21 protein-coding genes and 1 tRNA gene are annotated in these 23,949 nt (G+C 63.4%); 13 read left to right on the top strand and 9 right to left on the bottom strand.

What is annotated here, in order from left to right; translation table 11 throughout:
• Nucleotides 1-301: 301 nt before the first annotated feature.
• From cobT to M2S36_RS23430, 8 genes are all read left to right on the top strand, one after another.
• Nucleotides 302-1,357 carry a nicotinate-nucleotide--dimethylbenzimidazole phosphoribosyltransferase gene (gene cobT, locus M2S36_RS23465; protein ID WP_207829292.1) on the top strand — a complete coding sequence of 352 codons (1,056 nt, stop codon included), beginning with the start codon at nt 302-304 and terminating at the stop codon, nt 1,355-1,357.
• Complete coding sequence (locus tag M2S36_RS23460; RefSeq protein ID WP_207829281.1) at nt 1,354-1,920, top strand: histidine phosphatase family protein; 567 nt, start codon at nt 1,354-1,356, stop codon at nt 1,918-1,920. Before cobT ends, M2S36_RS23460 begins: the two co-directional genes overlap by 4 nt.
• A 1-nt stretch (nt 1,921) precedes the next feature.
• Nucleotides 1,922-2,644: an adenosylcobinamide-GDP ribazoletransferase gene (locus M2S36_RS23455; RefSeq protein WP_333957944.1), complete on the top strand. Its 723-nt coding sequence runs from the start codon at nt 1,922-1,924 to the stop codon at nt 2,642-2,644.
• Between the two features lie 229 nt (nt 2,645-2,873).
• Nucleotides 2,874-3,995, top strand: coding sequence for a glycoside hydrolase family 5 protein (locus M2S36_RS23450; RefSeq protein WP_442793807.1), 1,122 nt, complete (start codon nt 2,874-2,876; stop codon nt 3,993-3,995).
• A 165-nt stretch (nt 3,996-4,160) separates the two neighbouring features.
• The gene (locus tag M2S36_RS23445; RefSeq protein WP_207829276.1) at nt 4,161-4,565 is read left to right on the top strand and encodes a MarR family winged helix-turn-helix transcriptional regulator; all 405 of its coding nucleotides are present in this window, start codon (nt 4,161-4,163) and stop codon (nt 4,563-4,565) included.
• A 61-nt stretch (nt 4,566-4,626) separates the two neighbouring features.
• Nucleotides 4,627-5,829, top strand: a complete 1,203-nt coding sequence (locus M2S36_RS23440; protein ID WP_243434036.1) for an MFS transporter — start codon at nt 4,627-4,629, stop codon at nt 5,827-5,829.
• Entirely contained in the window at nt 5,826-5,948 is a 123-nt protein-coding gene (locus tag M2S36_RS23435) for a hypothetical protein (RefSeq protein WP_267933606.1), read from the top strand. Before M2S36_RS23440 ends, M2S36_RS23435 begins: the two co-directional genes overlap by 4 nt.
• Nucleotides 5,949-5,994: 46 nt before the next feature.
• The gene (locus tag M2S36_RS23430; protein WP_207829274.1) at nt 5,995-6,546 is read left to right on the top strand and encodes a glutathione peroxidase; all 552 of its coding nucleotides are present in this window, start codon (nt 5,995-5,997) and stop codon (nt 6,544-6,546) included.
• Nucleotides 6,547-7,281: 735 nt separating this feature from the next.
• On the opposite strand, the gene M2S36_RS23425 is transcribed toward M2S36_RS23430, so the two are convergent.
• Nucleotides 7,282-7,542, bottom strand: a complete 261-nt coding sequence (locus M2S36_RS23425; protein ID WP_207829272.1) for a DUF2798 domain-containing protein — start codon at nt 7,540-7,542, stop codon at nt 7,282-7,284.
• A 114-nt stretch (nt 7,543-7,656) separates the two neighbouring features.
• On the opposite strand from M2S36_RS23425, the gene M2S36_RS23420 reads away from it, so the two are divergent.
• Entirely contained in the window at nt 7,657-8,586 is a 930-nt protein-coding gene (locus tag M2S36_RS23420; RefSeq protein WP_207829269.1) for a LysR family transcriptional regulator, read from the top strand.
• Between the two features lie 42 nt (nt 8,587-8,628).
• On the opposite strand, the gene M2S36_RS23415 is transcribed toward M2S36_RS23420, so the two are convergent.
• The 3 genes from M2S36_RS23415 to M2S36_RS23405 all read right to left on the bottom strand — a co-directional run bounded on the left by M2S36_RS23415 (nt 8,629) and on the right by M2S36_RS23405 (nt 11,011).
• Nucleotides 8,629-9,909 carry an OmpP1/FadL family transporter gene (locus M2S36_RS23415; protein ID WP_207829260.1) on the bottom strand — a complete coding sequence of 427 codons (1,281 nt, stop codon included), beginning with the start codon at nt 9,907-9,909 and terminating at the stop codon, nt 8,629-8,631.
• Nucleotides 9,910-10,054: 145 nt separating this feature from the next.
• A complete protein-coding gene (locus M2S36_RS23410; RefSeq protein WP_025338041.1) occupies nt 10,055-10,537 on the bottom strand; it encodes a hypothetical protein in 483 nt (160 codons plus the stop codon).
• A gap of 249 nt (nt 10,538-10,786) precedes the next feature.
• Entirely contained in the window at nt 10,787-11,011 is a 225-nt protein-coding gene (locus M2S36_RS23405; RefSeq protein ID WP_003257337.1) for a hypothetical protein, read from the bottom strand.
• Between the two features lie 950 nt (nt 11,012-11,961).
• Between M2S36_RS23405 and M2S36_RS23400 the strand changes: the two genes are divergently transcribed.
• A complete protein-coding gene (locus M2S36_RS23400) occupies nt 11,962-12,381 on the top strand; it encodes a tetratricopeptide repeat protein (protein ID WP_063911568.1) in 420 nt (139 codons plus the stop codon).
• Between the two features lie 292 nt (nt 12,382-12,673).
• A complete protein-coding gene (rmuC, locus tag M2S36_RS23395) occupies nt 12,674-14,047 on the top strand; it encodes a DNA recombination protein RmuC (RefSeq protein ID WP_207829543.1) in 1,374 nt (457 codons plus the stop codon).
• Here rmuC and M2S36_RS23390 read toward each other — a convergent pair.
• Both M2S36_RS23390 and M2S36_RS23385 read right to left on the bottom strand, forming a co-directional pair.
• Complete coding sequence (locus M2S36_RS23390; RefSeq protein WP_207829251.1) at nt 14,019-17,495, bottom strand: hybrid sensor histidine kinase/response regulator; 3,477 nt, start codon at nt 17,493-17,495, stop codon at nt 14,019-14,021. The genes rmuC and M2S36_RS23390 overlap by 29 nt on opposite strands.
• 231 nt (nt 17,496-17,726) lie before the next feature.
• Nucleotides 17,727-18,905, bottom strand: coding sequence for an MFS transporter (locus M2S36_RS23385; protein ID WP_207829244.1), 1,179 nt, complete (start codon nt 18,903-18,905; stop codon nt 17,727-17,729).
• A 272-nt stretch (nt 18,906-19,177) separates the two neighbouring features.
• On the opposite strand from M2S36_RS23385, the gene M2S36_RS23380 reads away from it, so the two are divergent.
• Entirely contained in the window at nt 19,178-21,055 is a 1,878-nt protein-coding gene (locus M2S36_RS23380; RefSeq protein ID WP_207829242.1) for a 1-acyl-sn-glycerol-3-phosphate acyltransferase, read from the top strand.
• Nucleotides 21,056-21,062: 7 nt separating this feature from the next.
• Here M2S36_RS23380 and sugE read toward each other — a convergent pair whose 3' ends face one another.
• From sugE to rdgC, 3 genes are all read right to left on the bottom strand, one after another.
• On the bottom strand, nt 21,063-21,380 hold the full coding sequence (sugE, locus tag M2S36_RS23375; protein WP_023379200.1) for a quaternary ammonium compound efflux SMR transporter SugE: 318 nt from the start codon (nt 21,378-21,380) through the stop codon (nt 21,063-21,065).
• Between the two features lie 230 nt (nt 21,381-21,610).
• Nucleotides 21,611-22,576, bottom strand: a complete 966-nt coding sequence (locus M2S36_RS23370) for a bile acid:sodium symporter family protein (protein ID WP_233687915.1) — start codon at nt 22,574-22,576, stop codon at nt 21,611-21,613.
• Nucleotides 22,577-22,703: 127 nt separating this feature from the next.
• Entirely contained in the window at nt 22,704-23,624 is a 921-nt protein-coding gene (gene rdgC, locus M2S36_RS23365; protein ID WP_333957938.1) for a recombination-associated protein RdgC, read from the bottom strand.
• A gap of 217 nt (nt 23,625-23,841) precedes the next feature.
• Between rdgC and M2S36_RS23360 the strand changes: the two genes are divergently transcribed.
• A tRNA-Val gene (locus tag M2S36_RS23360) sits at nt 23,842-23,917 on the top strand.
• The last annotated feature ends 32 nt before the right edge of the window (nt 23,918-23,949 follow it).

Here is a 23,949-nt window from a genome sequence, read left to right as displayed (position 1 = left end):
TCCCACATCTGTTTCGGGCCAGTCTCTCCTGTGAAGCTACCTCTGTCTGCCTTGTTTGTTCCATTCGATATCGAGGGCGAGGCGCGACTGCTCTTCATCAATCCTTAGCCATGCACCAAGGCTGCAACCCATCTGGTACAGGAGTAATTGGCCCGAAACAGATGTGGGAGCGGGCTTGCCCCGCGAAGCGCCGCGCGGGCGGCGCTCGGTCTCAAGCGCGCAGAAGGTCTCCTGCCAAGCAACTGCCAGCCCCAACACGCCCTGATAACTCCCATTACCCAACCCAGACAGGCCCATGACCATGACCCAACCCTGGTGGCAAAGCCCCTGCCAACCCCTCGACAACGCCGCCATGGACCAGGCCCGCGCCCGTCAGCAGCAGCTGACCAAACCTGCCGGTTCGCTCGGCCAGCTGGAAGGCCTGGCCATTCAGCTGGCCGGCCTGCAGGGGCGTGAGCGGCCAACGCTGGATCACGCTGCAATCAGCATTTTTGCCGGTGACCACGGTGTGGTCGAGGAAGGCATCTCGGCCTACCCGCAAGCGGTGACCGGGCAGATGCTGCGCAACTTCGTCGGCGGTGGCGCGGCGATCAGCGTGCTGGCGCGCCAGCTGCAGGCCAGCCTGGAGGTCGTCGACCTGGGCACCATCGACCCGCACCTGGAGCTGCCTGGCGTGCGTCATCTGCGCCTGGGCGCCGGTACCGCCAACTTTGCCCGCCAGCCTGCGATGACCGAAGGCCAGCTGCAGGCCGCCCTGCAGGCCGGTCGCGATAGTGCCCTGCGCGCCGCCGAACAGGGCGCGCAGCTGTTCATCGGTGGCGAGATGGGGATTGGCAACACCACGGCAGCCGCCGCCCTGGCCAGTGTCCTGCTGGGCTGCCCGCCGGCTGAATCGAGTGGCCCGGGTACCGGCCTGGACCACGCCGGGGTGCGGCACAAGGCCGAGGTTATCGAGCGCGCGCTGAGCCTGCATGGCCTCAGCGCCAACGATCCCTTGCAGGCGCTGGGCTGTGTCGGTGGTTTCGAGATCGCGGCCTTGGCCGGTGCCTACATGGGCTGCGCGCAGGCGGGTATCGCAGTGCTGGTGGACGGCTTCATCTGCAGCGTCGCCGCGCTGCTGGCGGTGCGCCTCAACCCGCAGTGCCGGGCCTGGCTGCTGTTCGCCCACCAAGGCGCAGAGCCTGGGCACAAAGCCGTGCTCGACACGTTGCAGGCCGAGCCGTTGCTGGCCCTGGGCCTGCGCCTGGGCGAGGGCAGTGGGGCTGCCCTGGCCGTGCCGCTGTTGCGCCTGGCCTGTGCGCTGCACGGGCAGATGGCGACCTTCGCCGAGGCGGCGGTGGCGGACCGCCCGGCATGATCCTCGACCTGCTGCGCCATGGTGAAACGGAGCAGGGCGGCCTGCGTGGCAGCCTTGATGATGCCCTGACCGACAAAGGCTGGGCGCAGATGCGTGACGCCGTGGCCGAGGCCGGCCCGTGGGAGGTGCTGGTCAGTTCGCCGTTGCAGCGCTGTGCACGTTTTGCCGAGGAACTGGGCGAGCGCCTTAACCTGCCCGTACAGCGCGAAGCTGCGTTGCAGGAGCTGCATTTTGGCGACTGGGAGGGCCGTAGTGCGGCGCAGATCATGGAAGACCAGGCGGACGCGCTGGGGCGCTTCTGGGCGGACCCTTATGCGTTTACGCCGCCCAATGGCGAGCCGGTCGAGGCGTTCGCCGAACGTGTGCTGGCGGCTGTCGAGCGCCTGAGCCGTCAGCATGCTGGCAAGCGTGTGCTGCTGGTCACCCATGGCGGCGTGATGCGGCTGTTGCTGGCCCGTGCTCGTGGCCTGCCGAGGGCGCAGTTGCTGCAGGTCGAAGTTGGCCACGCTGCGCTGATGCGACTGGTGCCGGGTGATGACGGCCAGTGGGTGGAGGGGCGCTGAGATGTTGCCGTTGTGGATTGCCTTGCAGTTTCTCAGCAGCCTGCCGGTGAGCCTGCCGGGCATGCCGGCGCCACGTGAGGTGGGGCGTTCGCTGCTCTGGTACCCGTTGGTCGGGTTGTTGTTCGGCTTGCTGCTGTGGCTGGCCAGCCATTTCCTGCAGGGCACGCCGGCGCCGCTGCACGCGGCCCTGCTGCTGACGTTGTGGGTGTTGCTCAGTGGCGCCTTGCACCTGGATGGCCTGGCGGACAGTGCTGACGCCTGGCTGGGCGGTTTTGGTGACCGCGAACGCACTTTGCAGATCATGAAAGACCCGCGTAGCGGGCCGATTGCCGTGGTCACCCTGGTGCTGGTGCTGTTGCTGAAGTTCTGCGCCTTGTGGGTGCTGGTCGAGCAGGGCATTGGCATGCAGTTGCTGCTGGCACCGCTGATCGGGCGGGCGGCGATGCTCGGGCTGTTCCTGAGCACGCCTTATGTGCGACAGGGCGGTTTGGGGCAGGCGCTGGCCGAGCACCTGCCTCGGCCTGCGGCCGGGTGGGTGCTGCTGGGCTGTGCGCTCTTCTGCCTGGTCCTGGGTGGATGGATCGTGGTGCTGGCATTGGCGGTGTTTGCCTGGTTTCGACAATTGATGTGCCGGCGCCTGGGCGGGACTACCGGCGATACCGCTGGTGCAATGCTGGAGTTGCTCGAACTGACCGTGATGCTGGGGTTGGCGTTGGGCCTCTGAGCCCTTGCTCAGGACGCTGGCCCTGTAGGAACGCAAGCAGGATGCTGTAGGGGGTTTCTGAGCCTAACGTGCTGGCAAATTCCTGAAAAAACTCAGCAAGAGCCGGCATTTTGTCACTGGCGTATGCTTGCCCCTTCGCTAACTGTCGAGGAGTGTTCGCACCATGCGTCATGTCATTCTCGCCGCGTTGTTGGTGGCCATGGGGCCTGCAGCCCTGGCAGCCGATCTCATGGATTTCTGGAACACCCCACGCCACGGCGGCAACAGCTTCAACCGGCTGCCACCCGAGCAAGTCTATTTCGACGCCCTGAGCGGCTATGGCGCGACCTGGGTGCGGCTGTCCTACGACAAATGGCAGCCGGCAGAACGCGACTTCCTCCTCGGCGATGCCGATGCCTACCAAGGCCTGCCTGCCGCCGACCTGGCCACGCTGCGAGCCACTCTCGACCGTGCCCATCAGGCCGGCCTCAAGGTGGTCATAGCACCGCTTTCGCTACCCGGCATGCGCTGGTCGCAAAACAACCAGGGCCAGTTCGACGACCGCCTCTGGCAAGACAAACGCTACTGGTTGCAGGCTGCGGCCTTCTGGCGGGATCTGGCCCGTGAGCTGAAAGGTCACCCGGCCATCGCCGCCTACAACCTGGTCAACGAGCCCGCGCCGGAGAAGCAAGGTGGCCTGGCCGAGCATGCCGATCCCGGGCAAATGCAGCAGTGGTATGCACGGCAGCAGGGCACTGCGCGTGACCTGCCCGCCCTGTATCGGCAGTTGATAGTGGCCATTCGCGAGGAGGATGCGGACACGCCGGTCATGCTCGATGCCGGCTGGTTCGCCGCCGCCGACGCCTTCGGTTACTGGCCGGCACCTGTGGAAGACCAGCGGGTGCTGTACAGCGTGCACATGTACGAGCCCTATCTGGTGACCAGTGCACCGAACATGACGCGCAAGCAACCCATCGCCTATCCCGGCCCGGCACCGTTCGCGGGGCAAACGCAGCAGTGGGATGGCCAGCGTGTGGCGCAGTACCTGCACCAACCGCTGGACTGGGCCGAGGCCATGAAGGTGCCCCGCTCGCGGCTGGTGGTGGGTGAGTTCGGTTGCATGCGCAGGTTGCCGGGCTGCCGGCAATACCTGGAAGACGTGCTCAGCGTGCTGGATCGCCACCGGTTGCATTGGGCCTTTTACAGCTTCCGTGAAGATAACTGGGACGGTATGGACTACGAGCTGGGCTCGGCCAAGGTGCCGTGGCGCTATTGGCAGGCCATCGAGCAGGGCGCTCCAGACCCGCTGGCGCGCAAGGCTACGGTGGAGTTCGAGCCAATTCTCAGGCGCTTGAACCCAGGCAGAGGGTAGTGCCTGCCAGCTAAGTCATTGGGGGCCGCTTTGCGGCACATCGCCGGCAAGCCAGTTGCTCCCACAGGGTCCCGTCAACGCAATCTGACAGACTTTAGGGCTGAGGGGCGTCGGTAATCATGAAATCTCTTGCAACACACATGATGCGGGTATATACACGTATCCATGCTGACCAGTGAATGCATCTGTACCCATCTGCGTCGTGCCGCCCGTGGGGTGAGCCGGCATTACGACGAAGCCCTTGCCGGCTTTGGGGTCAATGTCGCCCAGTTTTCCCTGTTGCGTCATCTGCAGCGGCTCGACCGCCCCAGTATCACCACCTTGGCAGAGGCCATGGGCCTGGAGCGCAGTACCCTGGGCCGCAACCTGCGGGTGCTGGAGGCTGAAGGGCTGGTGGCCTTGGCCGATGGCGACGACCAGCGCAACCGCGTGGTGCTGCTGACCGAGGCCGGTACGCAACTGCTGCGCGCTGCCCATCCGGCCTGGGAACAGGCCCAGGCCGATCTGGTGGAACGGCTGGGGGCAGGGCAGCGGGATGAACTGGTGCGCTTGCTGGATCAACTGGCTTGAATTGATACGACTATAAGCGGGTATGTACCCGTAAAAACCTTGCGATGTGCTGGAGATAACAATGACTTCGGTGTGGCGAACCAGCGGGTGGGTATTGGTGGGAGCAGCGTTGATCCTGGCGCTATCCTTGGGTGTGCGGCACGGCTTCGGCCTGTTCCTGGCGCCAATGAGCGCCGATTTTGGCTGGGGGCGTGAGGTGTTCGCCTTCGCCATTGCCTTGCAGAACCTGATCTGGGGGCTGGCGCAACCGTTCGCTGGCGCCCTGGCCGACCGCCTGGGCGCGGCGCGGGTGGTGATCATTGGGGGTATTCTCTATGCGGCCGGGTTGGTGCTGATGGGCATGGCCGATTCGGCCTGGTCGTTGTCGCTGAGCGCCGGCTTGCTGATCGGCATCGGCCTGTCCGGTACCTCGTTCTCGGTCATCCTTGGCGTGGTCGGGCGCGCCGTACCGGCGGAGAAGCGCAGCATGGCCATGGGCATTGCCAGCGCTGCCGGTTCTTTCGGCCAGTTCGCCATGTTGCCGGGCACCCTCGGCCTGATCCAGTGGCTGGGCTGGTCCGCTGCGTTGCTGGTGCTGGGCCTGTTAGTGGCGCTGATCGTGCCTTTCGTCGGCCTGTTGCGCGATCGCCCGTTGCCCAGTCATGGCGCCGAACAGACCTTGGGCCAGGCCCTGCGCGAGGCGTGCTCGCACTCCGGCTTCTGGTTGCTGGCGCTGGGCTTCTTCGTTTGTGGCTTCCAGGTGGTGTTCATTGGCGTGCACCTGCCGGCCTACCTGGTCGACCAGCACCTGGCCGCGACCACCGGTACCACGGTGCTGGCGCTGGTGGGCCTGTTCAATATCGTCGGTACTTTCACCGCCGGCTGGCTGGGTGGGCGCATGTCCAAGCCGCGCCTGCTGACCGGGCTATACCTGCTGCGTGCGGTAGTGATCGTGCTGTTCCTCTGGGCGCCGGTGACTGAATTCAGTGCTTACCTGTTCGGCATTGCCATGGGTCTGCTGTGGCTGTCCACGGTGCCGCTGACCAACGGCACCGTGGCCACGGTGTTCGGCGTGCGCAACCTGTCCATGCTTGGCGGCATCGTCTTCCTGTTCCACCAACTGGGCGCCTTCCTGGGTGGCTGGTTGGGTGGGGTGGTGTACGACCGCACCGGCAGCTACGACCTGGTCTGGCAGATTTCCATCTTGCTCAGCCTGCTGGCCGCCGCCCTCAGCTGGCCCGTGCGCGAACGCCCGGTCGCCCGCCTGCAGGCCCAGGCCGCATGAACCGCTACCTGGCTAGGGGGCTACTGGCCGGCGCCGCCTTGTTACTGCTGGCGCTGGTGTGGTGGGGCTGGCACAAGGGCGGGATGGCGTTGATGCAGCTGGGCATGAGTGTTTGTTAGGCGCTACCCTGCAAGTTCGAGGATTGTCTTGCGGGAGAAACGAGTCATGCGTGCACATTGGTTGACGGTGCCGGTGCTGGCCCTGCTTGCCAGCGCATCGAGCTGGGCTGCTGATTGCCCGGCGTTGTTGCAGGGCAGCCTGCCGGAGCTGCGTGGCAAGGGGCAGGTTGACCTGTGCGAGCGCTTTGCCGGCAAGCCGCTGGTGGTGGTGAACACGGCCAGCTATTGCGGTTTTGCGCCGCAGTTCGAGGGGTTGGAGGCGACGTACAAGGAATATCACCAACAAGGCCTGGAAATGCTTGGCGTGCCATCCAACGACTTCAAGCAGGAAGATGCGGACAGCGAGAAGACCGCCAAGGTCTGCTATGCCAACTACGGTGTCACGTTCACCATGACCAAGACGCAGCCGGTGCGGGGGACGGATGCGATACCGCTGTTCGCTGAACTGGCCAGCCAGAGCAGTGCGCCGAAGTGGAACTTCTACAAGTACGTGGTGGACCGCAAGGGCAAGGTGATCGGCAACTTCTCCAGCCTGACCAAGCCGGATGATCCTGCGTTCCGGGCTGCTATCGAAAAGGCTATTGCCTCGCAGCCATAACTGGCTGCACTTGCTCTTGCTCTTGCTCTTGCTTCTAAGCGCGCGATAGTTCAGGCGCCGCCGATTGCGACTTCAGGAGGCCGAGCGAAGGGCTTGCGGAGGGAGGTGACGGGCATGGATGCCCGTCAAGCGCTGAGGCCCCATGGATGGGGCCTGCAGCGCGTACTCCCGGGAGCAAGCCCGTAGCGAGGGGACCCCGTAGCGCAGCGGAGGGGCCGGATGATAGGAGCCAGCGTTTTTTGGTTACTTTTTGTCGCGTTTGACAAAAAGTGACCCGCCGTAAGGGCGGAAGGGTGAATAAGCGCCACCTTCGAAAATGAATGTTGACCCCGTTGTTGATGCCCACGCTTGAAAGCGAAGAGCGAAGAGCGAAGAGCGAAGAGCGGAAAAGTGCTGGTTTTGATCTCGCGCATAGTCCATTTACGATGGCGACGCGGATTCACCTTTTCGCCCTTACGGCGAGTCACTTTTTGTCAAACGCGACAAAAAGTAACCAAAAAACGCTGCGCTCCCATCATCCGGCCCCTGCGCTGCGCTCCGGGGTTCCCTCACTCCGGCCTTGCTCCCGGGAGGACCGCGCTGCAGGCCCCATCCTGGGGCCCAGCGCTTGACGGGCATCCATGCCCGTCACCTCCCTCCGCAAGGCCTGCGTTCGGCCTCCTGAAGTCGCGAAGATCAAGATCAAGATCAAGATCAAAGTCAAAAGCAGGTAACGTGGCCGGGTTTCGGGTTATTTCACTTTGCATGCACCGTAATCGCCACCAACCGCACCACCACCGGCCTGACCATCAACACACAAACGAACGCCACAGGCATTGCCAACTGGTACGCCTTCAGCACGTTGCCGAGGTATTCGGGGTTGACCCCCGCATTCGCTGCAGTGATCACGAAACACATCAACAGTGCCATGATCGACGACATGTAGAAGGCAAAAACGTAGGGCGTGGCGCCCGGGTGCAATTTGCGTCGGCTGCGTGCCTGGGGCAGGTTGCTCATGCGAACTCCTGAAAGATGAGTAGAGGCGCAGGTTAGCAACGCACCGGGCAGCACCTGTAGACCAGTCGTATTGAGTTCTTTATAAAGAGATTCTTACGAATCCAGGGGCTCAGCATGGACCTGCTCAATGCCATTCGCTGCTTCATCAAGGTGGTCGAAGCCGGCAGTATCGCCGCCGGCGCCCGCAACCTGGGCCTGAGCCCGGCCGCGGTCAGCCAGAACCTGGCACGCCTGGAAGGCCACTTGCAGGTTCGCCTCCTCAGCCGAACCACACGCAGTATGGCGCTGACGCCCGCCGGTACCCAGTACTACCAACGCGTCAGGCACATCGAGCGCGACCTGGCCCTGGCCGAACAGGCCGTCACCACCCCCGACAGCGAACCCCAGGGGCGGCTGTGCATTGCCTCGACGTCCGCCTTCGGTCGCCACGTCCTGGCACCCTTGATACCCGCATTCAGTGCCCGCTACCCCCTGCTTTCGATAGAGTTGGTAACGACTGATCGCCGAGTCAACCATGCGCGGGAAGATGTGGATGTGAGCCTGCGCATTGCCCCACAACTGGAAGACCAGTTGCTGGCCCGGCACATCGCCCGTATCCCGTTCATTTGCTGTGCCTCGCCCGGTTACCTGCAAGACGCCGGCGTGCCGGCCACGCCCGAGGCCTTGCGTGACCACCGCTGCCTGGTGTTCCGCTACCCGGTGGATGGGCGCTTCCTGCGTTGGGGGTTCATGCGCGACGGGCTGCGGTTCGAGGCAGAGTTCGGCAGTGTCCTGATCAGCGACGACATCGATGCCCTGACCCAGATGGCACTGCACGATGGCGGCATCACCCGCTTGGCCGAATTCATCGTGCGGCCGTATCTGGCCGCCGGGGCGCTGGTACCGTTGTTCGAATACAGCGATAGCGGCCAGGCCTATGCCCAGACCGAACCGATGGATATCTACCTGTGCCTGGCCGACCGCTTCGCCATGACCACTAAAGTGCGTGTGTTCATGGACTACCTGCGCGAATGCCTGGGCGACAGTTGGCAGATGCAGGCATGAAAAAACCGCCACGAGGGCGGTTTTTCATGTAACGCGTACGAATCAGAAGCGGTAGGTAAGGGATGCACCGATACCGTGAGCACTGTTCTCATACTTGGCCTGATAGGTGCCTTTCAACGCCTGTTGTGTCGGCGAACCGGACACATTGTTGACCTTGGTATCCTCTTCCCACAGGTACGAGTAGGCAACATCGATGGTCATGTCATCGTTCGGGCTCCAACCGGCACCAAAGCTGACTGCCTTACGATCGCCGGTAGGAATGCGCGGCGAACGATCGTGGTTGTTGGTCGGCGATTGGTCGACGGAGAAGCCTGCACGCAGGGTCCATTCCTTGTTCACCTTGTAGGCCGCACCAATGGCGTGTGCCCAGGTGTCATGCCAGTTCTGCTCTTCGGTGATGGTCTGCAGTGGGTAACCCGCTGGTGCTTCGTTCTTGACAACGATGCTCTCCAGGCGGCTCCAGCGTGTCCAGGTGCTACCGGCATAGAGCGTCCAGTGGTCATCCAGTTCATGGGTGACCGAGAAGTCCACCGACTCCGGCGTCTTGATTTTCAGGCTGGCGTCGAACTTGCCGTTCAGACCAAGCTGGGGAATCGGGTAGGAAACACGGGTATCGCCTTCAAGCTTGTAGTCGACCATCGAGTGATAGGTCAGACCCAGACGGGTACGGTCTGTAGCTTGTACGAGAACGCCGATGTTGTAACCGATCGCGGTGTCGTCGCCCTTGATCTTGATTTCGCCATCAGGGCCGGTGGGGCCCAGCAGCGCCTTGCTGGCCAGGTTCGAGCCCAGCTCACCCTTGATGCGGTTGATGGTCGGGCCAAAACCGATCGACACCTTGTCATTGAAGGCGTAGCTGATGGTTGGTTGGAAGGTGACAACCTCGACCTTGCTCTTCTTGCCCCAGTAGCGGGCTGCGTCACCGCTACCGTAGTCGGTGATCAGGCCGTATGGCACGTAAACACCGAAACCAACGCTCCAATGATCATCGATCGGCTTGACGTAGTAACCCATGGGCACGCCCACGACCGGGACCATGTCGCCATCGGTTTCCCCCCCGAAATTGCTACCACGACCCGAAATATCAGACTTGGCAATGACGGCTGCGCCACCCACGGTGACCTGTTCGCGCTTCAGGCGCGACATGCCTGCAGGGTTGCCATACACCGTACTGGCATCTTCGGCAGAAGACGAACGTCCCGCAAAACCGGTTCCCATGCCGCTGATGCTTTGTTCGTTCAGCGCGAAGCCTGCGGCGAGCAGTTGGCTGGAAGCAAGTGCAACGGCAACGCCGAGGGAGGCTTTGAGCATTACTTTTTTCATTATTAGAACTCCTTGGGATCTCCGGGGCGAAAAGCTACCAACAATTCACGCGCCGCGCTATAGCCTCAATCGCAGGAGATAGAGCGGTTTTGTAGGACAATCCGACCAAAATTCCCTTTTTTCCGGGTACTTTGTAGGACACGTCTTAAGATGCCTGCGGCAATCTCTGGTCTATGCAGGTATGCCAGGCGTGGGTGAAGTCGCGCAGGCGACCTTGGGGGTTGAAAATCTGTCGCCAGATCCGTGCCAGCGCGAGAAGGTCGTCGGCGGCAGGCAGTGGCGTGGCCTGCTCTTCGACGAGCATCCAGGCAATGGCTGTGGAATAGCGCAGGTTGACGGTGAGTTCCAGATGCGGGCCGCCGAGGAAGGCGTGCTGGCTGGCCAGGCCGCGGACCAGGCTGGCCAGGTCGGGGTCACGGGCAAGGTAGTCGTCCCAGATTGCCTGGTGGCGGTGTTCGCCGATGCGGTACAGGCCATGCCCACGTCGGTCGTGCAAGGCCGACCCCAGGGCCGACTGGCTGGCGGCGATGCCCAGCAACAAGGCTTCGGCGCTGGCGCAGTGACGGTTCAGGTAGACCAGAGTGGGTCGTATCACATACTGACACAATTCATTCGCCGCGATACCCATGATGCCCTCGAGCAGGTAAGGGCCGGACGGGCGCTGGAGCTTGGCAGCTGGTGAGTGATCAGGCCCGCCGGAAGCGGTAAGCACCGCTCGAGTTGAAGTCTAGTGTGATAATCGTGGTGTAAAGGGCTGTTTTTAAATCAATTGCTGCCTGACGTACCGGGCTATATGCCTTAAGGCAATTATGCCTGGAACATTCAGGCAGGCTTGCGATGGAATGATTCAGCGCTTGAATACCGCAGTATTCGCCGCTCACGCGGTGAGCGACTGGCGGGTTCGGGCGATGACCGCCTGCAGCGGTTCACTGCGGCTGTACTGTTCGGGGTACAAGCGCTCGGTGTGGCAGGCGACGCCGTGTTCGTCTACCAGGGTGAAGCTGAAGCTGCCTTTGCGAGGGGCAACGATAAGGCACTTCAACGGCGAGAAGGCCTGGGAGAGGGTGCCAATGGCAGCCTGAATCTGATGATGAGTTTGCATATTGTTGGAGGTTCCTGCTTTAAACACGGGGTTATGATCCGTGCATGATAGAAACGTTCCAGTGACGCCTTTATTAAGGGACGAACGAACCTGACTGGAACAGGGCAGCCAGAGGGAGCGCAATCAAAAGTGGGCGCATGGGCTGACTGGTAGGTACTTCAGAGGGCAGGCAGCACGCCGGGGCCAAGGTTCTAGGCCGTCGGTGTGGGATCCTGATCAATTGTCACGTGATTCGTGCTTGAACAGCGCAGGGCTGGCGAGTGAATCATCGAAAAGGCCGGTCCTGGTTTCAGCAGCGCCACTCTTGGGGGGAGCGGGTCTGCAAGGACACTTGAGGCCAGAATTGACTTTCAGCTTGGTACTAACGAGGGGCACCTTACCGAAAATAAAGGCGCTTGGCAAGCCTTTCATGTTTGTTCAGGTGAGCCGAGCAGCATGGCGTGTATTTGCCCCGCTGGGAAGAGGGGGTAAAAGGCCCGCAACCGGCCTGATGTACCGATTTCGTGCACTCAAGTGAAGGTTTATGGTGCACTTGTTCACATTCCGGGCAGCGCTTGTAACTGCCCGGCAACACGCCGCGACAGCCTCGCCAATGCCTTGACTGGGCGGTTAAGTCAATGAAAAAAAACACTATTTTTAGCTGGTGAAAAAATCGTCAGTTTGACCGAAAGCCCCAATTTACGGGGGTTTGCGGGGTATGGGAGGGGGTTGTCCACCGAGTTATCCACAGGAACTGTGGATTGTCCCACGCGCTTGCTCTAGGACGGGCGTGCCAGCAATACAGCGAACTGTCCGACAATCGACATGCTCGGAGAGACCAGTTGGTCATCCACTTGAAAACGTCAAGAAAAGATCGTTGAAATTTTTTTCAATTCTCCGGAAATCGAAAGGCCAGGGCGCAGAAAAAAGGGTAGAGTGGCGCGCCTTTCGAGTTGCCAAACCTGTTGCTCATGAAGTTTCGCGGTAAACACCTCGCCAGCCCCGCTGCATCGACGCCTGCGCCTCCCCCCAAACGTTTCTCCCTCAAAGTGGCCTTGTGGCTGCTCGACAACCCGCGCCTGGGTGACAAGCCGCAGGTCAAGCACCTGGCCGGGCGCCTGTTGAAGCAGCCGGCGCGCCAGGGTGTGGTAGTGGCGCAAAGCCGCCTGGGGCAGATGTTGTGTCGTGATTGCGGCAATGCCCGTGACCGGCGTATTGGCCATGAACTGCTGCGTCAGGCCGCCCGCGCCGGTGATCGGCGGGCGCAACTGGAATATGCGCGGCTTTGCCAGCACAGCGAGCCGGAGCAGGCGCGGTACTGGCTGGAGCTGGCGGCGGGGCAGGGGTCGCAGGAAGCGCGGCGGCTTTTGAGGCAGTGGTTCCATGCCTGAGGTGGGTTGCCAGCGCTGGCCTCTTCGCGGGTAAACCCGCTCCCACCGGAATAGCTATACCTCGGATACTGTGCAATCCCTGTGGGAGCGGGTTTACCCGCGAAGAGGCCGGAACAGGCAACACATCGCTCAGGCTGATAAGCTGCGCTGCATTCATCCAGGATCATTCGGGGTAAGCATGACAGTGGATCTGGCCAGCATTCTGCTGGGCTTGGTGGCAGGTGCATTGCCCTGCCTGGGTTGGGTCATGCAGGTGCAGCGCCGACAGGGCGTGCGACAAGGCGAGCAGGCCTTGCTCGAAGAGCGCCTCAATGCTGCCCAGCTGGCCCAGGCCGGCCTGCAGGCGCAACTGGACGCTTGCCGCGACGAGGTCAGCGACCTCAGCGAAGCCAACACCGTCAAGCAGACCCAGCTGGCCGCCCAGGGCCGTGAGCTGGAACTGCTGCAGATCGAACGCGACAACGCCCGGGACGCCGCCCACGCCTGGAACCTCGAGCGCGCCAACCGCGAAGCCGAACTGCGCCGCCTGGAGGCCCAGACTGCACGCCTGGACGCCGAACTGCGCGAGCAGCAGGAAAGCCACCAGCAGCGTCTGGAGGACCTGCAGGAAGCCCGCGATACCCTGCGCGCCCAGTTCGCCGACATGGCCACCAAAATCTTCGACGAGCGCGAGCAGCGCTTTGCCCAGACTAGCCAGCAGCATCTCGGCCAGTTGCTCGACCCGCTCAAGGAGCGTATCCAGGCCTTCGAAAAACGCGTGGAGGAAAGCTACCAGCAGGAAGCCCGCGAACGCTTCTCGCTGGGCAAGGAGCTGGAGCGTCTGCAGCAACTCAACCTGCGCCTGTCCGATGAAGCCACCAACCTGACCCAGGCCCTGAAAGGGCAGAAAACCCAGGGTAATTGGGGGGAACTGATCCTCGAACGGGTGTTGGAGCATGCCGGCCTGGAAAAGGGCCGCGAATACCAGACCCAGGTCAGCCTGAAGAGCGCAGACGGCGAGCGCTTCCAGCCCGATGTGCTGATCATGCTGCCCGGTGACAAGCAGGTGGTGGTGGATGCCAAGGTCAGCCTCACCGCCTACCAGCAGTTCGTCGCCGGCAACGACGAGGCTGCGCTCAAGCAGCATGTGCAGTCGCTGCGCAGCCATGTCAAAGGCCTGTCGAGCAAGGACTACAATCGCCTCGAAGGCCTGCATAGCCTGGATTTCGTGCTGCTGTTCGTGCCGATCGAGGCAGCTTTCTCGGCGGCCCTGCAAGCCGAGCCGAACCTGTTCCAGGAAGCCTTCGACCGGCAGATCGTGATCGTCAGCCCGACCACCTTGCTCGCTACCCTGCGGGTGATCGACAGCCTGTGGAAGCAGGAACGCCAGGGCCAGAACGCCCGCGAGATCGCCGAGCGTGCCGGCTGGCTGTACGACAAGTTCGTACTGTTCATCCAGGACCTGGACGAACTGGGCAACCGCTTGCAGCAGGTGGACAAGGCCTATGCCGCCGCGCGCAACAAGCTGTGCGAAGGGCGCGGCAACCTGGTCAGCCGCAGCGAACAGCTGAAGCTGCTGGGCGCCCGCGCCAGCAAGAGCCTGCCGGCCGACCTGCTGGAGCGGGCGCTGTCCGACGAGGCGTTGCCGGACGAAGCGCTTACTGAACCAGGCTCAGATGGCGATTGAGCAGGGCGCGCAGGGCCGCCGGCTTGACCGGCTTGGCCAGGTAGTCCAGGCCCGAGGCATGCACCATGGCGATGGTTTCCTTGCTGCCGTCGGCGCTGATCACCACGCCCGGCACCGGTTCACCCAGGCGCGCGCGTAGCCAGCCCATCAGCCCGGTACCGGTCTCGCCATCGTCCAGGTGGTAGTCCACCAGCGCCAGGTGCGGGCGCATGCCCTTGGCCAGCAGGGCTTCGCATTCGGCGCGGTTGCGCGCGGTCCACACCTGGCACCCCCAGCGGCTGAGCAGGCTGTTCATGCCGATCAGGATGCTGTCTTCGTTGTCCACGCACAGTACCTGCAGCCCGGCCAGCGGCTGGCCGCCCTGTTCCACTGGGGCGCTGGGCACCGGCGCGGCCTGGCGGGCAATCGGTACGCTGACGCGGAACACCGTGCCCTTGCCCGGCCACGAGCGCACTTCCAGCTTGTGTCCAAGTACCCGGCACAGGCCATCAGCGATCGCCAGTCCCAGGCCCAGGCCCTTCTCGGCGCGGGTCTGGTGGCTGTCCAGGCGCTTGAACTCCTGGAAGATCACCTGCAGTTTGTCGTCGGCGATGCCCGGGCCGCGGTCCCACACCTCAAGCCACAACTGTTCACCCTGGCGCCGTGCGCCCAGCAGGATCGGGCTCTTGCCATAACGCAGGGCGTTGGTCAGGAAGTTCTGCAGTACCCGGCGCAGCAGCTTCATGTCGCTGTCCACCCGCAGGCGGCTGCCGCGCAGGCGGAATTCCAGGCCCTTCTCGGCGGCCAGCACCTTGAATTCGGCGCCCAGGGTGTCGAACAGTTCGTTGAGGGCGAAGGGCTTGGCATCCGGGGTGATCTTGCCGTTTTCCAGGCGCGAGATGTCCAGCAGGTCGCTGATCAGCTCTTCGGCCGAGCGCAGCGAGCTGTCCATGTGCTGTACCAGTTGCCGGGCTTCTTCATTCATGCCCTCGGCCTGCTGCGACAAGGCGGCGGAGAACAGCCGGGCGGCGTTCAACGGCTGCATCAGGTCGTGGCTGACCGCGGCCAGGAAGCGGGTCTTGGACTGGCTCACCGCTTCGGCACGGCTCTTGGCTTCGGACAACGCCTGGTTCAGTTGCGACAGCTCGTGGGTACGCTCCGCCACCCGTTGCTCCAGGCCTTCGTTGGCGTCGCGCAGGGCCTGCTCGGCCTCGCGGAACGGGGTGATGTCGGTGAAGCTCATGACGAAGCCACCGCCCGGCATCGGGTTGCCGATCAGTTCGATCACCCGGCCATTGGGGAACAAGCGCTCGGAGGAGTGCGCACGGCCCTGGCGCATCCAGTGCAGGCGCCGCGCCACATGCACCTGCGCCTCGCCGGGGCCGCACAGGCCACGCTCGGCGTTGTAGCGAATGATGTCGGCAATCGGCCGGCCCACGCTGATCAGCCCGTCGGGATAGTTGAACAGTTCCAGGTAGCGGCGGTTCCAGGCCACCAGGTGCAGGTTCTGGTCGACCACGCTGATACCCTGGTTGATGTTTTCGATGGCGCCTTGCAGCAGGGCGCGGTTGAACTGCAGCACCTCGCTGGCCTCGTCGGCGATACGCACCACGTCTTCCAGCTGCATGTCGCGGCCTTCGATGGCGGCCTTGACCACGGCGCGGGTCGATGAGGTGCCGAGTACACCGGCCAGCAGGCGTTCGGTGTGTTCGATCCAGTCGCCATCGGCGTTCTGGTTGGGGTTGAAGCCCTTGCCCTGGCGGTAGGCGAAGCGGATGAAGCTCTGCCGGGCGCGCTCCTCGCCGACAAAGCGTGAGGCCAGGGTCAGCAGGTCGTCGATCTGCACCGCCAGCAGCGGCTTGCTGCTGGGCCTGGCGCTGGTCTGCTGGCCGATGAAGCGGCCGGCCTGCCAATGCTCGGAAACCCGTGTGCGCGACAGCACCGAGACCCAGGCGAACAGGGTGAAGTTGCCCGCCAGTGACAGCACCACGCCCTGGGTCAGCGGGCTGATCGGCAGATTCAGCGGGTTGCCGTGCAGCCACGCCAACCCTGGGAACAGCTGCAGCGACCAGCCCACGCTGTGCGCGGCAATTGGCAGCACCAGGGTGTAGAACCACAGGAAAATACCTGCGGCCAGGCCGGCGAACACGCCACGGCGGTTGGCCTGCTTCCAGTACAGCGCACCGAGCATGGCCGGGGTCAGCTGGGTCACGGCGGCAAAGGCGATCTGGCCGATAGTCGCCAGGCTGGCGGTGGAGCCCAGCAGGCGGTAGCTGACATAGGCCAGCAGCAGGATCACCACGATGGTCACCCGGCGAACCGAGAGCATCCAGTGGCGGAACGCCTCGAATGGCCGCTCGGCGTTGGTACGGCGCAGCAACCAGGGCAGCAGCATGTCGTTGGAGACCATGGTCGACAACGCCACGGCCTCGACGATGACCATGCCGGTTGCCGCCGAGGCGCCACCGATGAATGCCAGCAGGGCCAGGCTCGGGTGTGCTTCGGCCAGCGGCAGGCTGATGACGAACGAATCCGAGATCACCGTGCCCGGCAGCAACATCTGCCCGGCCAGGGCGATAGGCACCACGAACAAAGCGGCCAGCGCCAGGTACATCGGGAACACCCAGCGCGCCAGGCGCATGTCCTGGGGTTCGATGTTTTCCACCACGGTGACGTGGAACTGCCGTGGCAGGCAAATGATCGCCATCATCGCCACGGCGGTCTGCACCACCATCGACGGCCAGTTGATGGTCTCCTGCCAATAGTCCTGCAGGTGGATCGACTGGCGGGCCTGGTTGAACAGGTCGTCGAAGCCGTCATACAGGTTGAAGACGACGAAGATGCCCACGGCGAGGAAGGCCAGCAGCTTGATCAGCGATTCGAAGGCAATTGCCAGGACCATGCCACGGTGGTGTTCGGTCACGTCCAGGCTGCGGGTACCGAAGACGATGGCGAACAGTGCCAGTACCAGCGATACCACCAGCGCGGTGTCCTGCACGCGGGTGCCTGTGGCGTCGGCATTGGCGCCGATCAGCAAGTTGACGCCGAGCACGATGCCCTTGAGCTGCAAGGCGATGTACGGCAGCACGCCGACCAGGCAGATCAGCGCCACGACTACCGCCAGGGACTGCGACTTGCCGTAGCGCGCGGCGATGAAGTCGGCGATCGAGGTGATGTTCTGTTGCTTGCTGATCAGCACCATCTTCTGCAGCACCCAGGGCGCGAAGATCAGCAGCAGCACCGGGCCCAGGTAGATCGGCAGGAATGCCCAGAGCTGTTCGGCGGCCTGGCCGACCGCGCCGAAGAAGGTCCAGCTGGTGCAGTACACGGCCAGCGACAGGCTGTACACCCAGGCACGCAGCTTCGGCGGCAACGGCGTGCTGCGGCGGTCGCCGTAGAAGGCGATGGCGAACATGATGGCCATATAGGCCAGGGCGACCACGGCGATCAGCCCGCTGGACAACGACATGAAGACTCCGAAGCAAAAAGATAACGCGGTCCCGATCAATCAGTCTGGCACGCAGGTGCCGCTTCGTCAGCGCAGACGATGGTCGCAGTGGCAGGTGGTCGCAGGGTTCTCTTTAACCTGTGCCGGCCCTTTCGCGGGTGAACCCGCTCCCACAGGTACGGCACAGGCTTCGAAAGCGGCGCTGTCCCTGTGGGAGCGGGTTCACCCGCGAAGAGGCCAGCAGAGCAAACATCATCCTTTACGGGTACCCAGCCAATAAAACACCCCTGCCAGTATCACCGACAACACCAGCAGGTAGAAGATCGCCCCCGGCCACAGGTGCACCAGGGCAAACCCCACCATCACCGGCCCCAGCGCCGCGCCGAGGTTGGACAGGTTCTGCGCACCGTAATACACCCCACGCAGGTGCTCCGGCGCGATCAGGTCGATGAACATGTACTCGGCCGGGATCACGATGATCTCGCCCAGGGTGAACACCAGCATCGCCAGGCACCACGCCAGCGCCGAGCCGGCCAGGGCAAAGCCCAGCAGCCCGGCGATGAACAGGCCCATGCCGGCCAGCAGCCAGGGCATCAGGCGCTGACGGCTGATGCGTCGGCCAATCAGGTACTGCAGGGCAATCACCGTCACCGCGTTGGTGGTCACCAGGTAACCGACCAGGCGCGCTGCCTCGGCCGGGCTGCTGGTCACCACCAGGTACTGCGACAGGTAGGCGGTGAACTGGCCGAACACCACTGCGCTAAGCACCCCGCCCAGGGTGAAGCATACCAGCCGCCGGTCACGGGCCAGCCCCAGCGCCACCTGGGCAAAGCCGACGCCGGGCTTGTCCGGCGCACTGGCCTGCAGGCTGCGATCACCCAGGCGCCAGTAGGCCAGGCACATACTCAGGCCTAGCAGGGCAGAGGCGATGAACGGCATATGGTCGTTCAACTCCAGCATGGCCACGCCCAGCAGCGGGCCGGCCGCGTAGCCGACGTTGCTGAGGGTGTACTTGATGGCGAACACTTCGGCCCGTTCCTCCACCGGCAGCAACGCGCAGAAGCCCGCCTTGGCGGCGATGTCGACCACTGCCAGGGCCAGGTTGATCAGGACCAGGCAGAGAAAGAACAGCAGCGCCGAGTTGCTGACGACCGCGCCGACGAAGGCCAGGGCAAACAGCAGGGTGCTGGCGCTGACCAGTGTGTGGTTGCGCAAGGTATCCACCAGGTGACCGCCATACAGGCTCAGCAGCGAGGCGATGATCAGCGCGCCACCGATCAGCAGGCCGATCTGGCTGATCGGCAGCTGGAAGTTGTCGGCCAGGTACACCACCAGGTAGGGCAGGGTAAGGGCGCGGGCGACAGTGAGGGTGAAGGTGGTGGTAAGCAGCAGGCGAACGGTGTGCGGGTAGCGTTTTATGGCGGCGAGCATGACCACATCCTTGTTGTTCTGTTTTGCCGGAGGGGCAGCATATGCCAACAGAGGCCTGCTGCGCAGGCCTTTCGCGGGCACGCCCGCTCCCACAGGTACGGCGCTGCCCTCAAGGCATGTGATATTCCTGTGGGAGCGGGCGTGCCCGCGAAAGGGCCGGTACAGTCCTCCAAAATCCTCGAGCGCTTGCCAGCCAGCGTATTTCCCATGCAGATTTGTGGCTTGTCGCGCCCGGCGCGCCTCCAATTGAAAAGCCCTCAGGACCAAGGACGATGAGTCACTCCTCGCAATTCACCTTGCTCGGCAAGCGGCGTTTCCTGCCGTTTTTCATCACTCAGTCGCTGGGTGCCTTCAACGACAACCTGTTCAAGCAGTCGCTGATCCTGGCGATCCTCTTCAAGCTCAGCCTGGGCGACGGTGACCGTTCGATCTGGGTCAACCTGTGCGCCCTGCTGTTCATCCTGCCGTTCTTCCTGTTTTCGGCGCTGGGCGGGCAGTTTGGCGAGAAGTTCGCCAAGGACGCGCTGATCCGGGCGATCAAGCTGGCCGAGATCGCGATCATGTCGGTCGGCGCACTCGGTTTCATCACCAATCACCTGGGGCTGATGCTGGTGGCATTGTTCGGCATGGGGACCCACTCGGCACTGTTCGGGCCGGTGAAGTACTCCATCTTGCCGCAGGCCCTGCGCGAGGAAGAACTGGTCGGCGGCAACGGCCTGGTCGAAACCGGTACCTTCCTGGCCATCCTCGCCGGCACCATCGGCGCCGGGGTGATGATGTCGGCCGACAGCTATGCCACCGTGGTGGCCGGTGGCGTGGTCGGCACCGCCGTGCTCGGCTACCTGGCCAGCCGCTGGATCCCGCGGGCCGCTGCCGCCTCACCGCAAATGCCGCTGGACTGGAACATCTTCAAGCAGTCGTGGGCGATCCTGCGCATGGGCCTGGGGCAGCCGCCGGCGGTGTCGCGTTCGATCGTCGGCAACTCGTGGTTCTGGTTCGTCGGTGCCATCTACCTCACGCAGATCCCGGCCTACGCCAAGGACTGGCTGCACGGTGATGGCACGGTGGTGACCCTGGTGCTGACCTTGTTCTCGGTGGGGATCGCCCTGGGTTCGCTGCTGTGCGAGCGGCTGAGCGGGCGCAAGGTGGAAATCGGCCTGGTACCGTTCGGCTCGTTCGGCCTGAGCCTGTTTGGCCTGCTGTGGTGGTGGCACTCCGGCGATGTACCTGCTGCGGCAGTACCGCACGACTGGCTGACGCTGTTGGGCATGGGCCAGGCCTGGTGGATCCTGCTGTCGATCGTTGGCCTCGGGGTGTTCGGCGGCTTCTACATCGTGCCGCTGTATGCACTGATCCAGGCCCGCACCGCCGAAGACCAGCGCGCTCGGGTGATTGCAGCCAACAACATCCTCAATGCCCTGTTCATGGTGGTCTCGGCAGTACTCACCATCATCCTGCTGGGCCTGGCCGAGTTGACCATCCCGCAGCTGTTCCTGGTGGTGTCGCTGCTCAACATCGCGGTCAACGCCTATATCTTCAGGATCGTGCCCGAGTTCACCATGCGCTTCCTGATCTGGCTGCTCAGCCATTCGATGTACCGCGTGCAGCACCGCGACCTTGAGCGCATCCCTGACGAAGGTGCGGCGTTGCTGGTGTGCAACCATGTGTCGTTCGTCGATGCACTGCTGCTGGGCGGGGCGATCCGCCGCCCGATACGCTTTGTCATGTACTACAAGATCTACAGCCTGCCAGTGCTCAACTTCGTGTTCCGCACCGCAGGCGCCATCCCGATTGCCGGGCGCAACGAAGACCAGGCTATCTACGAGCGTGCTTTCGCGCGCATTGCCGAGTATCTGGCCGATGGCGAGCTGGTGTGCATCTTCCCGGAGGGCAAGCTGACCGGGGACGGCGAAATCGATGTGTTCAAGGGCGGCGTCAACCGCATCCTCGAAGAAACTCCGGTGCCGGTCATTCCGTTGGCGTTGCAGGGGCTGTGGGGCAGCTTCTTCAGCCGGGACCCGGCCAAAGGTTTTTTCAAGCGCCTGTGGTCGCGGGTGACCATCGTGGCAGGCGCCGCCATCCCGGTGGAAGCGGCGCAGCCAGAAGCGTTGCGTGAGCAGGTCAGCCGCCTGCGCGGCGACCTCCGCTAGGGGGGCGTTAGCTGGCGCTGACTTTCAGGCCGACCAGGCCGGTAACGATCAGCGCCACGCTGGCCAGGCGTACCAGGGCCATGGACTCGCCGAACAGGATGATGCCGGCGATCACCGTGCCAACGGCGCCGACGCCGGTCCAGATGGCATAGGCGGTGCCCAGCGGCAGCTCTTTCATGGCCAGGCCCAGCAGGCCCAGGCTGATGGCCATGGCGGCGACGGTGAGGACGGTGGGCAGTGGTTTGCTGAAGCCGTCGGTGTATTTCAGGCCGACGGCCCAGCCGACCTCGAACAGGCCGGCGAAGAACAGGATGATCCAGGACATGGAGCGTCTCCATCGTTGTAAATGATGGGGCCGTCCCCGGAATGGTCACGCGGTGCGTCGCGAGGTCGTCCTCGCAGTGGGCTCCATGGTGCACATATGCAGCCCTCTGGGCAAGCCTGTGCGGGCCTCTTCGCGGGTAAACCCGCTCCCACAGGAATCTCCACAATTTTCATACCTGCGCAGTACCTGTGGGAGCGGGTTTACCCGCGAAAGGGCCAGTGCAGACACCATCAATGCCTGGCCGGCTCCCCACCTTCAGCTTCGGCCACAGGCTCCCCCATGCGCCGGAACCAGGTCGACAGCAGCGCCCCGGAAATATTGTGCCAAACGCTGAACAACGCACTCGGCACCGCAGCCAGCGGCGAAAAATGCGCCGCCGCCAGTGCTGCGCCCAGCCCGGAGTTCTGCATGCCCACCTCCAGTGCCAGCGACTTGCGCTGGGCCAGTGGCAGCTTGCACAGCCTGCCGGTCAAGTACCCCAGCAAGTAGCCGAAGCTGTTGTGCAATATCACCACCGCCATGATCAGTAGCCCCGACTCGGCGATCTTGGCCTGGCTGGCCGCCACCACCGCGCACACGATCATCACGATACTCACCACCGACACCAGCGGCAGCACCTGCACCGCCGCCTGCACCCGGGCGCCAAGCAGCCGTTGGGCCAGCACGCCGAGCACGATCGGCAGCATCACCAACTGCAGGATCGACCAGAACATGTCCATGAAGGACACCGGCAGCCAGGCGGAGGCGAGGAACCAGATCAGTGCCGGGGTCAACAGCGGGGCGAGCAGGGTGGTCACCGCAGCGATCGCCACCGCCAGCGCCAGGTCGCCCTTGGACAGCCAGACCATCACGTTCGACGCCGTGCCGCTCGGGCAGCAACCGACCAGAATCACGCCTACGGCGATTTCCGCCGGCAGGTGGAATAGCTGGCACAGCAGCCAGGCCACGCCCGGCATGATCACGAAGTGCGCGACCACCCCCAGCATCACCCGCCAGGGCTGGCGGGCGAGGGCGGCAAAGTCATCGAGCTTGAGGGTGAGGCCCATGCCGAACATCACCAGCCCCAGCAGCGGCACGATGGCCACCTTCAGGGCGATGAACCATTGCGGTTGCAGGAAGGCCAGCACGGCGAACACCAGCACCCACAGGGCGAAGGTGTTGCCGACGAAGCGGCTGAGGGCGGCGAGGGCACGCATGGGGCAAGTCCTTTTCCATTTACAGCGTTATTGAATTCACTGGCCCTTTCGCGGCGGTTCGACGCCTCGAAAGGGCCGGCACTGCCAAAAAATCACTTCAAGGCCAGCACCGGCATTTCAAAACACATCAGACCCCTTGCGGAATCTCTTCCCCACCCAGCGCCTCGAACAGCACCGGCAGGAATTCGGCAAAGGTCATCATCATCAACTGGAAGCTGGCATCGAACTGCTGGGCAGCTTCGTCGCCACCATCCTGCTCGGCCTGTTCCTGCAGCAGCTCTTCGAACTTCAGGCGCTTGATCACCATCTTGTCATCCAGGATGAACGACAGCTTGTCCTGCCAGGCCAGGGACAACTGGGTGACCACCTTGCCAGTGCTCAGGTGCAGCTGGATTTCCTCGCCGGTCAGGTCCTGGCGCTTGCAGCGCACGATGCCGCCGTCTTCGGCGGTGTCGCGCAGTTCGCACTCGTCCAGCACATAGAAGCCTTCGGCAGCTTCCTGCGACTTGACCCAATCGGTCATGGTGGCAACCGGTGCGATTTTCACGGTGGCCGGGCGCACCGGCAGCGAACCCATCACTTCACGCAGGGTCGACAGCAGGTCTTCGGCACGCTTGGCGCTGGCCGAGTTGACCAGGACCATGCCCAGGCGCGGGGCGATGGCGGCGAAGATCATCGAGCGGCGGATGAACGCGCGCGGCAGGAAGGCCTGGATGATCTCGTCCTTGATCTGGTCGCGTTCCTTTTTATAGACCTTGCGCATCTGCTCGGTCTCGATCTCTTCGACCTTCTCCTTCACCGCGTCGTTGACCACGCTGCTGGGCAGGATGCGCTCTTCCTTGCGTGCGGCAATCAGCAGGTACTCGCCGCTGACATGCACCAGGGGAGCGTCTTCGCCTTTGCCGAACGGCGCGACGAAACCATAGGTGGTCAGCTCCTGGCTGGCGCAGGGGCGGGCTGGCTTGCTGGCCAGGGCCGCTTCCAGCGCTTCAGGCTCGAATGGGACATCCTGGGTCAGGCGGTAGGTCAGCAGGTTCTTGAACCACATGAGGGGCAATCTCTCCTTAATGCATAAGGCGGGCATTATTCTCCGAGCGGTGCTCTCAGGCCAACCCTGTCGGAGTGCCAGTAGCGGTTGCTGGAGGTAAAGATGCGCGTAGCAACGCTAGGTCTTTGAAAGGCCTGAGGTTTTTTTTGAAAAAAGTTAAAAAAGTGCTTGCCAGGGTACAGGGCCGTCCGTAGAATGCGCGCCACACCGAGACGAAGGGTGATTAGCTCAGCCGGGAGAGCATCTGCCTTACAAGCAGAGGGTCGGCGGTTCGATCCCGTCATCACCCACCACTCGATGTTTAGCGCAGCGGTAGTTCAGTCGG

The sequence above is a fragment of the Pseudomonas sp. SF2 genome (genome assembly GCF_036858055.1).
Lineage (GTDB): Bacteria > Pseudomonadota > Gammaproteobacteria > Pseudomonadales > Pseudomonadaceae > Aquipseudomonas.
The sequence above is the reverse complement of the archived record's forward strand: the minus strand, read 5'-3'. Positions and strand labels throughout refer to the sequence as shown.